The organism is Azotobacter beijerinckii, from assembly GCF_900110885.1.
Lineage (GTDB): Bacteria > Pseudomonadota > Gammaproteobacteria > Pseudomonadales > Pseudomonadaceae > Azotobacter > Azotobacter beijerinckii.
On the sequence record NZ_FOFJ01000011.1, the window covers coordinates 35,185 to 49,189 of the forward strand.

The 14,005-nt window shown below is 70.5% G+C and carries 11 protein-coding genes; 1 reads left to right on the forward strand and 10 read right to left on the reverse strand.

Translation table 11 applies throughout. The annotated features are described in order from the left end of the window. Positions 1-262: 262 nt before the first annotated feature. The 7 genes from BMY22_RS07820 to BMY22_RS07850 all read right to left on the reverse strand — a co-directional run bounded on the left by BMY22_RS07820 (position 263) and on the right by BMY22_RS07850 (position 10,292). Entirely contained in the window at positions 263-1,453 is a 1,191-nt protein-coding gene (locus BMY22_RS07820; protein WP_090620946.1) for a type III PLP-dependent enzyme, read from the reverse strand. Beyond that, positions 1,444-3,204 (reverse strand): IucA/IucC family protein, encoded by a 1,761-nt coding sequence (locus BMY22_RS07825; RefSeq protein WP_090620948.1) that lies wholly within the window; start codon positions 3,202-3,204, stop codon positions 1,444-1,446. Before BMY22_RS07825 ends, BMY22_RS07820 begins: the two co-directional genes overlap by 10 nt. Continuing rightward, positions 3,201-4,343 carry an MFS transporter gene (locus BMY22_RS07830; protein WP_090620949.1) on the reverse strand — a complete coding sequence of 381 codons (1,143 nt, stop codon included), beginning with the start codon at positions 4,341-4,343 and terminating at the stop codon, positions 3,201-3,203. Before BMY22_RS07830 ends, BMY22_RS07825 begins: the two co-directional genes overlap by 4 nt. Continuing rightward, on the reverse strand, positions 4,328-6,106 hold the full coding sequence (locus BMY22_RS07835; RefSeq protein WP_090620951.1) for an IucA/IucC family protein: 1,779 nt from the start codon (positions 6,104-6,106) through the stop codon (positions 4,328-4,330). The genes BMY22_RS07830 and BMY22_RS07835 overlap by 16 nt, the downstream gene beginning before the upstream one ends. Then, positions 6,103-7,302 carry an ATP-grasp domain-containing protein gene (locus BMY22_RS07840; protein ID WP_090620952.1) on the reverse strand — a complete coding sequence of 400 codons (1,200 nt, stop codon included), beginning with the start codon at positions 7,300-7,302 and terminating at the stop codon, positions 6,103-6,105. Before BMY22_RS07840 ends, BMY22_RS07835 begins: the two co-directional genes overlap by 4 nt. A gap of 80 nt (positions 7,303-7,382) precedes the next feature. Further along, positions 7,383-9,509, reverse strand: coding sequence for a TonB-dependent receptor family protein (locus tag BMY22_RS07845; RefSeq protein ID WP_090620954.1), 2,127 nt, complete (start codon positions 9,507-9,509; stop codon positions 7,383-7,385). Between the two features lie 6 nt (positions 9,510-9,515). Next, entirely contained in the window at positions 9,516-10,292 is a 777-nt protein-coding gene (locus BMY22_RS07850) for an HpcH/HpaI aldolase family protein (RefSeq protein ID WP_090620955.1), read from the reverse strand. Positions 10,293-10,482: 190 nt separating this feature from the next. On the opposite strand from BMY22_RS07850, the gene amn reads away from it, so the two are divergent. After that, complete coding sequence (amn, locus tag BMY22_RS07855; protein ID WP_090620956.1) at positions 10,483-11,955, forward strand: AMP nucleosidase; 1,473 nt, start codon at positions 10,483-10,485, stop codon at positions 11,953-11,955. A gap of 130 nt (positions 11,956-12,085) precedes the next feature. Here the strand turns inward: amn and ureG are convergent, their stop codons facing one another. From ureG to ureE, 3 genes are read right to left on the reverse strand one after another with little or no spacing between them, the layout of a single operon-like run. Further along, on the reverse strand, positions 12,086-12,700 hold the full coding sequence (gene ureG, locus BMY22_RS07860) for an urease accessory protein UreG (RefSeq protein ID WP_090620957.1): 615 nt from the start codon (positions 12,698-12,700) through the stop codon (positions 12,086-12,088). 15 nt (positions 12,701-12,715) lie between these two features. After that, positions 12,716-13,390, reverse strand: a complete 675-nt coding sequence (locus BMY22_RS07865; RefSeq protein ID WP_090620959.1) for an urease accessory protein UreF — start codon at positions 13,388-13,390, stop codon at positions 12,716-12,718. Continuing rightward, positions 13,387-13,887 carry an urease accessory protein UreE gene (gene ureE, locus BMY22_RS07870; protein WP_090620961.1) on the reverse strand — a complete coding sequence of 167 codons (501 nt, stop codon included), beginning with the start codon at positions 13,885-13,887 and terminating at the stop codon, positions 13,387-13,389. The genes BMY22_RS07865 and ureE overlap by 4 nt, the downstream gene beginning before the upstream one ends. Positions 13,888-14,005: the final 118 nt, after the last annotated feature.

The following is a 14,005-nucleotide window of genomic DNA, read 5'->3' on the forward strand; positions in this document are numbered from 1 at the left end:
TGAATACACGAGTTGGTCGTAGGAAGCCGTCGTCGGGGCGTAATTGGCGACGAGGTTTTGACGGTTGTTTTGGATGGTGCTGTATGGTGTCAAAATTACATTATTTTGCCTATGCGAACAATGGTTCCAGAAAGCGTCCGCAGGTTGCGTGCGTTTTTGCCGCATCGGCCGCGTGCAGGCCGAGGATGGGACGCTGGCCCCGTTTCTCGGCTTGGTCGCGGCGGCTCAAGGCTGGGGCGTGTGGCTGCGCAGAGCGGTGTCTCTACGGCTCCAGAAAGAGCATCTGCGGCGGCTCGTGCATCAGAAAATGCTGGTGCGAGATGTTCCAGGCGTAGGCGCCGGCCAGGGTGAACACCAGCAGGTCGCCGACCGCCAGGGCGGCCACCGGCTGCTGGCGGGCCAGCACGTCCTTGGGGGTGCACAGTTGGCCGACCAGGGTCACCGGCTGGTTTTCCAGCTCCGCCGGGCGTTCGCCGCGGACCACCACGAAGGGATGGTCGTGGCCCTGGGCCGCCGGGGTGCGGAAGTGGTGGGTGCCGCCGCGGGCCACGGCGAAGTACTGGCCGTGGTTGCGCTTGATGTCCAGCACCTCCATCAGGTAGTAGCCGCAGGCGGCGCTGAGGAAGCGGCCGATCTCGAAGCGGATGCGCGTCCCGGCCATGCCTTCCTCGGCGATCAGCGCGGCAAGCCCCGCGCAGAAGCCCGGCCAGTCGAAGGAGCGGGCGTGGTCCCGGTAGTCGATGCCCATCCCGCCGCCGACGTTGAGCAGTTCCAGCGCCAGGCCGTGGCGCGCGTTCAGCTGGCGGAAGCAGCGGAAGTAGCTGCGCATCAGCTGCAGGTGGGCGGCGCTGTCCAGCTGGTGGGAGAGCAGGTGGAAGTGCAGGCCCCGAAGCTTCAGCCAGGGCTCGCCGGCGAGCAGTGCCAGGGCCTCGTCGAGGGCCTCCTCGTCGAGGCCGAAGGGGGTCGGCTTGCCGCCCATCACCAGGCGGCTGTCCGGCGCCTCGTCGAGCTTGAGGTTGAGCCGCAACAGCACCGGGGCCGGGCGGCCGTGGGCCCTGGCGACGACCGCCAGGCGGCGCAGCTCGCCGATGCTCTCCACATGGAAGGCGGAGATCCCGCAGTCCATGGCGGCGGCCAGCTCGCTGTCGAGCTTGCCGGGGCCGCCGAAGATCAGCGGCTTGTCCGGATGGCGCTCGTGGAGCCAGCGCAGCTCGCCGCCGGAGGCCGCCTCGAAGCCGTCGACCCAGGGCGCCAGGGTGCGCAGGATCGGCGCCTCGGGATTGGCCTTGGCGGCGTAGAACAGCTCGCAGTTGGCCGGCAGCGCCGCGCGCAGGGCGCGGGCGTGGCGCGCCAGCGCCGGCAGGTCGTAGATATAGGCGCACAGCGGCTCGGAGCGGGAGCGGCGCAGCCCGGCGATGGCCTGCTGGACGGAGGCGGGCAGGCTCATCGGCACTCTCCACGGCAGGCGGCGGTCAGCGGGTTGGGCAGGGCGGTGTAGCCGGCCTCGCGGTCGGCCTTCATCAGCAGGCGGGTCATGAAGTTCTCCTTGCTCGGCAGGGGCGCGCCGGCGCACAGCTCGCGCAGTGCCTGCGGGTCGCCGAGCGGCGCGCGCTGCGCTTCGAGCACGCTGGCGATCTCGCGCCACAGGCGCTTTTCCAGCGCCGCGTCGCCGTTGGCGACATGGAACACCGCCTCGCCGAGGTTGTTGACCAGCGCGCAGTAGGCGACCCGCTTCCAGGCCTTGTCGGCGTCGTAGTGGAGCGAGGCGCGGGTGCGTTCGTCGAGGTGGGCCAGGCGCTCGGCCGGCCACTGCTCGGGAACCAGCTTGGTGCCTTCCAGGTCGCGGATCCACACCCGACAGGGCAGGCCCTGCGCGTCGAAGCCGAGCAGGGTGTTCTGCAGGTGCGGTTCGAGCACCACGCCGTGGCGGAACAGGCAATCCAGGGTGCCGCCCAGCAGCCGCTCGGCGTAGGCACGCAGCCACTGCACGGCGGCCTCCGCCGGCGCCACGCCGAGGCTGTTCGCGCAGCGGGCGAGCAGGCCCTGGCAGGCACTGACCCCGTCCAGCGTCCAGGTGAACAGCGCCATGGCGACCTGCGGCCGGTAGCGTGCGCGGCTGGCCGCATCGAGGTTCTGCCGGTAGAGGATGCCGAAGCACTCGGTGACTTCGCGGGCCTCTTCCGCGCTGCCGTGGGCGGAGAGGTCGAGGGTGCTGGCGGCCGGTTCGGGCATCAGCGCGAAGTCCGGCCGGCGCTCGGCCTGCTCGGCCATCAGCGGGGCCAGCAGGCGGGTCAGGGCGACCGCACTGTCCAGCTCGTACCAGGCATTCTTGCGCACGCAGTTGGTCAGCCGCACGTGGATCGAGAACTTCAGGAAGTGGCTCAGCTCGGGGTGATAGAGGGTGCGCACCGAAGAGGTCGGGTAGAGCGCCAGGCCCTGCGGACCGAGGTATTCGAGCAGGCCCAAGCCACGCACCCGCTCGACCAGCGGATCGGCCAGCACCCGCGCAACTTCCCAGGGATGGCAGGGGTAGAGATGGTCGGCGCCGGCGATCTGCACGAGCAGGTCGCGCGGGTCGTCGCCCAAGTGGCGGATCAGCGACGGGTCGACGCGGAACCAGTGCAGCGGGAACTGCGCGCCGACTTCCGGCGAGCAGGCCAGCAGGTCCGCCTCGGAGACGCCGTCGCGGCTCTTCGGCGTGGGGTGCAGGGCGTGGCCCCAGACCTGGCCCTGCTCGGAGCGCAGGAGCGTGTCGGCGGGGTCGTGGTTGGCGGCGCGGGCGTGGGTGAGGAAGGTGCGGGTGATCCGCAGGCTGTTGTCGATCTGCTCGAGCAGCTCGCCGTGGCGCTCCGGGCCGTTCATCGGGGCGAGCAGCAGGCGCGCCAGCTCGGCGGCGTCCAGCGGCCGCCAGCCCTGGCCGTGGCCCTTGAAGTAGGGCGCGCTGACGAAGCGGCAGCGGCCGAGCACGCTGGTGCGGTCGGCGAGCAGCGCCAGGCGGCTGCCGTCGGCCAGGTGGATGCCGATGCGCCGGCCCTCCACCTGGCGCAGGCCCATCGGCAGGTCCTGCGCCTGGCAGTCGAGGGTCGCCTCGCCGCGGGGCAGGGCGTACTCGCGCAGGTAGCAGTTGAGCAGGCAGTCGATGGCGTGGCGCTGGGCCTCGCCGTCCAGGGTGCGTTCGTGGGGGGAGCGGGCGACACGGGTCATGGGGCAATCTCCGGCGAACCGATGAGGAGGGGGTGGGCCACGGCCAGCGCGGCGAGCGCGGCCAGGCAGGCGATCAGGAAGGGCATGGCGACGCCGTAGTGCTGGCAGGCCAGGCCGGCGACCAGGCCGGCGGCGGTGCCAGCCCACTTGCCGCTGGCGTCGAACCAGCCGAACAGCCGTCCGGCGCCGCCGGCGCGGCGCCGTGCGGCGAGGCAGCGGTGCAGGCCGACGAAGGCGAGCAGCATGCCCAGCCCGGCGAGCAGGCGCAGGGCGACCAGCAGCTCGGCCGGCAGGCGCAGGAACTGCAGCAGGTTGCCGAGTGCCAGCAGGGCGAGCCCGGCCGGCAGCAGCGGGCCGGCGCGGCGCTGGACCCAGGGCAGGGCGAGCAGGTAGACCAGGTGCGGCAGGCTGTAGAGCAGGCCGATCAGCGCGTCGTTGGCGATTCCCAGGGCCTCGCCGTAGGGCACGAAGTAGGGGAAGGTCACCACCATCGCGAAACTGAACAGGAACTGCACGGCGAGCAGGCGCAGCAGGTCCGCCGGCAGTTCGGCGGACGCGGTCGCGTCGCGTGCGGCGGCGGGCGGCTTCGGGGCATCGGCCGGCAGCGGCAGCACCAGCACGAAGGCCAGCACGGGCAGCCAGGCCAGGTAGCGGTACATCTCCAGCCCCAGGCCGGCGCTCGCCAGCAGGCCGACCAGCACCGGGCCGCTGAGCATCGCCAGGCGCGCCGAGTACTGGGTCAGGTTGAGGGCGCGCGACAGGCCTTCGCCGTCGAGCTGGGTCGCCAGGTAGGCGTTCGACGCCGCCATGGCGCCGCCGAAGGTGCCCTGGACGATCAGCGCGAGGGTGAAGACCGCCAGGTTCGGGCTGAACCCGGCGAGCAGGAAGCCGGCGGCGAGGCCGGCATGGGCGCGCAGCAGCGACAGCCGGCAGCCGTGGCGGTCGGCCAGGCGCCCCCAGAGCGGCGCCGCCAGCGCGGTGCACAGCGTCGGCAGCACGTAGAGCGCGCCGATGCTCCAGGTCGGCGCCGGCGCGCCCAGGTCGGCGAGGATGCGCGGCAGGAACAGCGGCGCACCCAGGGCGGTGAAGGCCGACAGGTAATGGCCGAGCAGCACGCTGGCGGTCAGTCGCCGGGACATGGGGCCGTATCCAGCAGGAAGTTCGCCGCGCTGTAGCCGTAGAACTTGTTGATGTCCGCCGCGCCGGAGTACTCCTTGCTGAACAGGCTGCCGGCGCTGAGCAGGTACTTCACCGGCAGTTTCGGGCTGTCGAGCAGGAAGCGCCGGGCTTCGTCGACCGCCACGCCCTCGTCCGCCAGCGCATCGAGAGCGGCGCGCTGGCGCTCGCGCAGGCAGGCGTAGAGCGCCTCGCGCCCGGCCAGCCCGGCCGCGGCGATGGCTTCCAGGGGCGCGACGATGTTCAGCTGCAGGGTGATGGTGCAGAACATCTCGGCCAGCGGCTGCACCGCGTCGACGCGAATCCGCTCGTCGAGCAGCGCCGCGAGGCGTTGCGCCAGGTCCGGGCAGGCCGCGGCGAAGCGCGGCGGCCAGAGCCGCGCGGCGTCGTTGTCCTTCATCAACAGGCGCAGCGGGCGGCCGGCCTCGAAGAGCAGCACGGCGTTCTGCTGGTTGGCTTCCAGAGCGATGCCGTAGACCAGCCAGAGGCGCAGGTGCACGGCGAGCAGCAGGTCGAGGTAGGCCTGCCACCAGGCCAGCAGATCGCCGCCGTGGAAGCGCTCGACCAGCGCTGCGACCAGCAGCCGGCCGTCGGGCAGGCGGCTGGCCAGGGCGGCGACCGGCACCAGGCTCGCCTGCTCCAGGCCCGCCGGGTAGCGGCGCACGATGTAGGCCAGATGGCGCTCGCCGGCGGCATGGCCGCCGTGCTGCTCGTCGACGTGCACATAGCGCGCGCCGAGCTGGCCGTCGCGGGCGGCGAGGTCTTCGAGGACGGTCTGGAACCAGTGGCCGTCGTACAGGGTGCTCGGCTTGATCAGCCGCAGGTTGCGCGCGCCCAAGGTGCGTACCAGCAGCGGCAGCTTGATGTGGCAGCGCGGGTCCTCGACGCACATCACGGTGCGCACCGAGAGGGTCGGCTCCACTTCCAGCGCGCGGTGCGGCGCGCGCCGGCAGCCTTCCGGCAGGCCGTGGGCGTCCAGCTCGGGCCAGGTCAGCGGGTGCACCGGCAGCAGCGCATGGCTGGCCTCCAGCGCGGGGTCCAGGCCGATTTCGGCGAAGCTCGGCCAGAGCGCCGGCGGCGCGCTGGTCCGTTCGAGGAGCGCCCTGGGCACCGCCAGCCAGTGGAGGCGAAAGCGCGGCGCGAATTCCGGGGCATGGCCCTGCAGGGCTGCGGCGTCGAAGCCGCTCTTGGCCCGCGCGGTGGGGTAGAAGGGATGGTCCAGGTAGCTGGCCAGGCGGTCGATGCCGAGCAGGCGCCGGCCCCAGTCGGGCTCGGCGAGGATCTCGCCCAGGTCGTTGGCGTGCGCGGCGTAGGCCTCGCGGCACAGGCGGCGGTGCTCGACCGCGCAGTCGGCTTCCGCGGCGTAGTCGGCGAACAGCGCCAGGCTCTCGGCATCCAGGCCGGTGGCCAGGTGTTCGAGCCAGCGGCGGTAGCCCTGCTCCAGACGCACTTCGGCGCCTCGGCGGTGCAGCCAGCGGTCGCCGACCGCGCTCCAGTCCTGCAGCGGCGCGCCGTGGCGCACCGGCAGCCAGAGTTCGCCCTCCGTCAGGTGGTCGATGCACAGCCAGTCCGGCTCCGCCGGCTGCGGCCAGTGGGCGGCCAGTTCCGTCGGCAGGGCGGCCGGCCGGGCTCGGCCGACCAGCGCGCGGATGTCCTCGCGCAGGCAGCAGTCGAGGATGCGCTGGCCGATGGCCGCGTGGTCGTGGTCGGCAGCGTGCGGATTCATGCCAGCTCCCAGCGCAGGTTGCTGCGCGCGGCATCGAAGCGCACCTGCAGCGCGGCGGCGTCGGGGGCGATCAGGCGCAGCACGCCCAGATAGTCCTTGTTCGAGTGGCTCAGGCGGATCTCCTCGCCGACCTCGCGTAGCGCGCAGTAGTCGGTCCAGTGGCCGTCGTCCTCGTCGCGAAAGCTCGGGCTGGCCGCCAGCAGACGGCCGGCGTGCGGGGCGACCAGGTAGTGCACCAGGGCCTCGGCGCTGCTGCTCTCGGTGTCGTCCAGCGGCTCGCCGAGGTGCAGGGCGAGGATGCGCTCGAACCAGCCCTGCGGCAGCAGGCGGTCGAGGAGGAACTCGCGGCCGTCGCCGATGCTGCGGTAGTTGATCTCCACCAGCACCGGACCGTCGGCGGTGAGGATGAATTCGCTGTGGCAGACCCCGAAGTTGACGCCGAAGGCCGCCACCTGGGCCAGCGCCGCGTTGCGCGCGGCCCGGCTCAGCGGGCCGTTCCAGCGCGCTTCGAGTTCGACGAAGTGCGGCGGCGGCGAGAGGGTCACGTCGAAGCCGCCGATGGGCTGCAGGCTCTGGCCGTCGCCGAGGGTTTCCAGGGTGAACAGCGGGCCCTGCAGGTAGGCCTCGAGGAGCAGCGCGCGGTTCGGCTGACGCTGCCAGAAGGCCGCGCAGTAGTCGGTCAGCTCGGCGGCGTCGCGGCACAGCTGCACGTCCAGGCTGGCGACGCCTTCGCGCGGCTTGGCGACCACCGGGAAGGGCACGTCCGCCGGCAGCGCCGCGCCGGGGGTCAGCACCCGGAACCAGGGGCCGGGCAGGCCGAGGCGCTGCAGGCGCTCGCGCATCTCCGCCTTGTTCTTCGCCGCGTGGCAGATCCGCCAGTCCTTGCCGGGGCAGTCGAAGGCCTCCGCCACCAGGGCGCAACTGGTCTGCAGGTGGTCGCTGTTGGAGAACACCGCCCGCGGGCGCTGGCCGTGGGCGTGCAGCAGTTCGATCACCGCCAGCGGGTTGAACACGTCGCACTCGAGGATTTCCAGGCCGTCGACCGCGATGCCGGCGTCGGCGAGGTGGCGCCAGTGGCCCTGGGCGTGGTCGGTGATCAGCAGCAGGGGATGCCCGCGCCGCTGTGCGGCAGGCAGGAAGCCTTCGCAGACGGCATGGGTGGCGACGTGACTGAGAATGACGATGGGCCTTTGCACGGGCGTTCTCCGGGCAGGAGCCGTCCGGCCGTGAGGCTGGACGGCGATGCCTGCAATGCAGTGGGTGGAAGGGGGTAGGCTTAGAAGCGGTAGTTGGCGGCGACCGTGACGGTGCGGCCGGGCGCCGGCTGTCGACCCCAGGGGCTGGTGTCGATGCCGCGGAAGTAGTACTCGTGGTCGAACAGGTTGTTGACGCCGATCGAGGTGCTCAGCTCGTCCTCGCCGCCGTTGAGCTTGAACTTGCGCTCCAGGGAGGTGTTCCAGACCCAGTAGGAAGGCAGCCGGCCGACCTTGCCGGCGGCATCCTCGTCGTGGGTGTTGGCTTCGTCCGAGTAGGCCGCGCTGACGAACAGGCCGTCCAGGGTGTAGGTCCAGCCCTGGGCGAAGCGCCAGCGGCCGTCGACGGTGAGCTGGCTTTGCGAGGCCATCTTCAGGTCGTTGCCCTTGTTCACGCCGGAGCGGTACTCGGCGTCGAGGTAGGCGTAGCCGGCGTGCAGGTCGAGCGTGGGGACGACCGCCGGGGTCCAGAATATCTCGGTCTCGAAGCCCTGGTGGCGGGTCTTGCCGACGTTCTCGTACTTGGTGGTTCTGGAGTTGTATTCGATCTGGTCGTCGAAGTCGATGCGGTACAGGTTGAAGTCGAAGCGCAGGTTGGATTGCGGGGTGTAGCGGAAGCCGGCCTCGTAGTTCCAGGCGACTTCGGCGCCGACTTCGCCATCGTAGACGATGGAGGTGATCTGCGGCACGCGCAGCGAGCGCTGGGCGTCGCCGAAGAGGAACCACTGGTCGGTGAGCTGGTAGCCCGCGCTGATGCCGGGCAGCCATTCGTCGTTGAGGTTTTCGGTCTTCTGGCCGGTGACCGCGTTCGAATAGTCCATGTGCACGCGCTCGTGGCGGATGCCGGGGGTGACGGTCAGGCGGCCGTCGAGCATGCTGATGGCGTCGCTGATGTAGGTGGCCTTGCCCTCGGTGTCGAAGTCCCAGTCGCGGACGGTGCTCTCCAGGTTGGTCTTCAGGTTTTTCTTGAGCACCTTGAACTGGGTGTCCTCGCGGACGTAGCGGCCGCCGATCAGCCAGGTCTGGTTCACCTTGTCGCCGTAGAGGGTGAAGCTGACGCGCGGTTCGATCCCCCACACCTGGTAGGAGCGCGGCGCGTCCTGCAGGTAGGCCGGGTCGGCATCCGGGGTGAACTGCGACTTGGAATCCAGGCCGACGTAGAAGTTGCGGTGGCTGTGGTGGCCGAAGCTGGTGAGGCTGAACTCCACGTCGTCGGCGAAGCCGAGGCTGCCCAGGTACTGCTTGTAGGTGCCCCACAGGCGGTTGGTGTCGCCCTCGAACTTGTCGAGCTGGCGGGTGGAGTCGCGGCGGTCGTGTTTGTAGTCGGCCTTGCTGAGGGCGCCGGAGAGGTCCATGTCGGCCTCGTAGCGCTGGACGCCGAAGCTCAGGCTGCGGTTGTCGTCGATGTCCCACTGGCCGCGCAGGCGGATGTTCTCGACGTCGGTGTCGGAGTGCTCGCGGTCGTAGTGGCCGTTCTTGGTGTTGTACTCGAAGAACAGGCCCAGGCTGTCGGTCACCTGGCCGCCGGTGCTCAGGTAGCTGTCGTAGAGCTGGCGTCCGGCGGGAGAGAAGGTGATGCGCTCGCCGAGGTTGTTCTCCCATTTCTTCGGAATCGGCTTGCTGATGAAGTTGATCACCCCGCCGACGTTGTTCGGGCCGTACTGGACGGCGGCGCCGCCGCGCACGATGTCGATCCGCTCGACGGTCGCGAGGGTCTGCGGGAACAACGAGAGGCTGGTCTGGCCATAGGGCGACAGGGACAACGGAATGCCGTCGGAAAGCACCTGGACGCGGCCGCTGCGGCTCTCGTAGAGGCCGCGCACGGAGATCTGCGGCAGCACGCCGGTGCCGGTCTCGTCGAAGACCTTGACGCCGGGGACGCGCTGCAGGGCGTCGTCCAGGCCGCGCACGCTGGCCTTCTCCAGGTCTTCCCGCTTGACCACGCTGCGGCTGCCCGCGTAGGTGCGGACTTCCTCGTCGGTGGCCTGGCCCAGCACGTCGCCCTTGATCATCGTGGCGGAGAGCGAGACCTTCTCCTTCTTGGCGGTCTCGTCTTCCGTGCGCTCCTCGGCACGCGTGGGCTGGGCCAGTGCCACGGCCACGGCAAGCAGGCTGAGAGGCCAACTGAACTGGCGAGTGATGCTCTTCATGGATGGTCAGACTTCTGTGAGTGATTGAAAACTGTTCAGGCGGCTCTTCAGGGCGTTGAGCAGCAGGCCGCGGTCTTCCCCGGCGAGGAAGCTCTTGATGCCCTGGTCGCGCCAGTGGCGGATCTGCTCGGGGGTGCGCGGGTTGGCGCAGAAAGGCACGCCGGCCGCCGCGCAGGCGGCGGCCATCGACTGCAGCGCCTGCCAGACCTGCGGATGGGTCGGCTCGGGGCCGAGCTGCAGGTCGAGGGCCAGGTCGAGGGCGCCTTCCAGGACCATGGCGACGCCCGGCAGGGCGAGGATCTCCGGCAGGGCGGCGAGGCCGGCGGCGCTTTCGATCATCGGCACGATGCGCGGCTCGCCGTTGGCCAGCGCGATGTAGTCCGGCAAGGCCAGGGCGCCGAAGCCGGTGACCCGCCCGCCGCTGATGCCGCGCCGGCCGCGGGGCGGGAAGCAGGCGGCGGCGATGGCCCGCTCGACCTCGGCAGCGCTTTCCACCCGCGGCAGCACGATGGCCTCGACGCCGGCGTCCAGGGCCCGGCCGATCAGTTTCTCGTCCGCTTCGGGCACCCGCAGCCAAGGCGCGAGACCGGCGCTTTCGCAGGCGCGCAGGCAGTGCATCAGCTCGTCGCCGGAGCGCAGCAGGTGCTCCATGTCGAGGATCGCGAAGTGATAGCCGGCGGCGGCGATCATTTCGCAGAGCAGGGGGGAGGGCACCGAATTGAGCAAGCCAAAGACTTCGTCGCCCTGCCGGAGCCGGGCGAACACAACGGATTGTCGGAGCATGATTGGGTGTATGTATGTTTGGTTGTTCTTTAATGAGAATTGTTATTGTTTTGAGTGTCAAACGTCAAGCGTTACTTTTCGTATTGGTCGAGGGCGCGCGAGCCGGCGTCCGGGCACATGGCCGCCCGGCTATCGCCCGAAGCGCAAATGCGGGCAAGATAGGCGGCGACAAAAGACAGAGAGTCCGATCGTGAATACCGACGCCGAAGCCTTCATCGTCGCGGCCACCGCCGAGGAGGCGGTGGACCGTCTCGCCGCCCTGCACCAGCGCGCCACCTCCGCCCTGCGCCAGGCGCTCATGCGCTATCTGACCGAGCGGGTCGAGCCGGATGCCGAGCAGCGCAGGTTGTTCCGCTATCCCGAGCTGCGCCTGACCCACCAGCCCCAGGGGCGGGCGCCGTCCATCGTCCGCGCCTACGCCCGGGTCCAGGCGGCGGGCGCCTACAGTGCCACCGTGACCCAGCCGCAGGCCTTCCGCCGCTACCTGCTCGACCAGCTGCGGCCGCTGATGAACGACTTCAACGTGCGGGTCGAGGTCGGCGTCGGGGAGCAGGACATCCCCTATCCCTATGTGGTGGAGCAGGGCGACGAGCTGGCCGGTTCGGGGATCACCGCCGCCGAGCTGGCACAGGTCTTCCCCAGCACCGACCTGGCCGCGGTCTCCGACGACGTCGCCGACGGGCTGCTCGCCTGGGCCGGCGCCGAGTCCTTCCCGCTGGCGCTGTTCGACGCAGCAAGGGTGGACTTCTCCCTGCGCCGCCTGGTGCACTACACCGGCAGTGACTGGCGCCACGTGCAGCCGTGGATCCTCTTGACCAATTACCACCGCTACGTCGACCAGTTCGTCCGCCACGGCCTCGAGCGCTTGCGCGAGGACGGCCGCTTCGTGCGCCTGGTGCTGCCGGGCAACGTGGTGATCGAGCGCGGCATGGCGGAAGACGAAGCCCGGGCGCTGGTCGAGGGGGTGGTCTGGCACCGCTACCAGATGCCGGCTTACCACCTGATCGCCGAGGACGGCCACGGCGTCACCCTGGTGAACATCGGCGTCGGCCCGTCCAACGCGAAGAACATCACCGACCACCTGGCGGTGCTGCGCCCGCACTGCTGGCTGATGATCGGCCACTGCGGCGGCCTGCGGCAGTCGCAGACCATCGGCGACTACGTGCTGGCGCACGCCTACATGCGCCGCGACGGCATCCTCGACCGCGTGCTGCCGCCGCATATCCCGCTGCCGGCGCTGGCCGAGGTGCAGCAGGCGTTGCAGGAGGCCGCCGCGCAGGTCACCGGCGAGCAGGGCGAGGCGCTCAAGCGCCGCCTGCGCACCGGTACCGTGCTGACCTACGACGACCGCAACTGGGAGCTGCGCTGGGCCCAGGAGCGGCCGCTGATCAACCTCTCGCGGGCGGTGGCGGTGGACATGGAGAGCGGCACCATCGCCGCCCAGGGCTATCGCCTGCGGGTGCCCTACGGGACCCTGCTGTGCGTTTCGGACAAGCCGCTGCACAGCGAGATCAAGCTGCCCGGCGCGGCGAATGCCTTCTACGAGCGGGCGGTGAGCCAGCATCTGCGCATCGGCATCGCCGCCCTCGACCTGTTGCGCGGCCAGCTCGACACCCTGCACTCGCGCAAGCTGCGCAGCTTCGACGAGCCGCCGTTCCGCTGAGTGCCGCGGCCTGCAGCCGTAGGGTGGAAAACGACCGCAGGTCTTTTCCACCTGTCGGCCATGGAGGCGCTTGTGGTGGAAAACGCTGCGCGGTTTTCCACCCTACCCGAGCGTGACGGGCACGCCGGGTTCAGACCGCGCCGAGCATGCCCTGCTTTTCGATGAAGGCGATGATCGCGTCGAGGCCCTGGCCGGTCTTCTGGTTGCTGAACACGAACGGTCGCTCGCCGCGCATCTTGCGGGCGTCGCGCTCCATCACCTCCAGCGAGGCGCCGACCAGCGGCGCCAGGTCGATCTTGTTGATCACCAAGAGGTCCGACTTGCAGATCCCCGGGCCGCCCTTGCGCGGCAGCTTGTCGCCGGCGGAAACGTCGATCACGTAGATCGTCAGGTCGGAGAGTTCCGGGCTGAAGGTGGCGGAGAGGTTGTCGCCGCCGGACTCGACGAGGATCAGCTCGAGGCCGGGGAAGCGCCGGTTGAGCCGGTCGACCGCCTCCAGGTTGATCGAGGCGTCCTCGCGGATCGCCGTGTGCGGGCAGCCGCCGGTTTCCACGCCGATGATCCGCTCCGGCGCCAGCGCCTCGTTGCGCACCAGGAACTCGGCGTCCTCCTGGGTGTAGATGTCGTTGGTCACCACGGCGAGGTTGTAGCGCTCGCGCAGGGCCCGGCACAGCGCCAGGGTCAGGGCGGTCTTGCCGGAACCGACCGGGCCGCCGATGCCGACGCGCAGGGGGTGGCTGTTCATGTGTGATTTCTCCAGTCAGGAACGGAAGAGACGGCTGTACTGGCGCTCGTGGGCCATGCTCGCCAGGGCCAGGCCGAAGGCGGCGCTGCCCCAGCCGTCGGGTTCGATTTCTTCGGCCGTGCGCCGAGCCTGCGCGAGCGCCGGCAGCAGCGCCGAGGTCAGGCGCTGGGCGGCCTGCTGGCCGAGCGGCAGGGTCTTCATCAGCACCGCCAGCTGGTTCTCCAGCCAGCCCCACAGCCAGGCCGCCAGGGCGTCCGCAGGCTCGATCCGCCAGGCGCGCGCGGCCAGCGCCCAGGACAGCGCCAGGCCGGGCTCGGCGATCCGTGCGAAGCAGGCCCGCGAGGCTTCGTCCAGCTCCGGCAGGTCTTCGAGCAGCTGGCGCAGGGAATAGCCCATCTGCCGGCTCTCCTGGCACAGCTCGCGGGTTTCCCGGCTGGCGGCGTGGCGCTCGGCGAGTTCGTGCAGGGCATCCCAGTCGCCGGCCGCGGCGGCCGTGCAGTGGGCGAGCAGCAGCGGCGCCTCGAAGCGGGCGAGGTTGAGCAGCAGCTGATCCTCCAGCCAGCGCCGGGCGCTCTGCGCGTCCGCCACCAAGCCCCGTTCGATGGCCAGCTCCAGAGCCTGGGAATAGCTGTAGCCGCCGATCGGCAATTGCGGACTGGCGAGGCGCAGCAGCGCCCAGGTCGCGTTCACTTGCGCACGCCGAACTGGTGGAGCTTCGGCGCGTAGCTGAACTCGGCCTCGCCGGCGTGGGAATGGTGGTGGCCGCCGCCGTAGGCGCCGTGCTCGGGCTGGAAGGGTGCCTCGATGGCTTCGACGCCGGCGCCGAGCTGGTGCAGCATGTCCTTCAGCACGTAGTCGTCGAGCAGGCGCAGCCAGCCGTCGCCGAGCTGCAGGGCGACATGGCGGTTGCCCAGGTGGTAGGCGGCGCGGGTCAGCTCGAAGGCGCTGGCGCAGGTGACGTGCAGCAGCCTTTCGGGGCGGGCGCGGACGCGGACGATGCGACCGTCGCCGGCCAGCAGGCAGTCGCCGTCGGCCAGGGGCGGCTGGCCGCGTTCGAGGAACAGGCCGACCTCCTCGCCGCTCGTGGTGACGCAGCGCAGGCGGCTCTTGCTGCGCGCCTCGAAGGTCAGTTCCAGTTCGGCGTCCCATTCGGGGCGCGGCGCGGTGCGTTGGCGAATCGTCAGCATGGGCGGAATCCGTCGAGGGGCGGTCTCGGGCCGACTGTAGGGCCTGGCGGCGCGTTTTTCCAGAACCATGGCCGCTTCGGCCAGACCGCCCGCGACGCCGGCGCGTTGGGCATGGTTC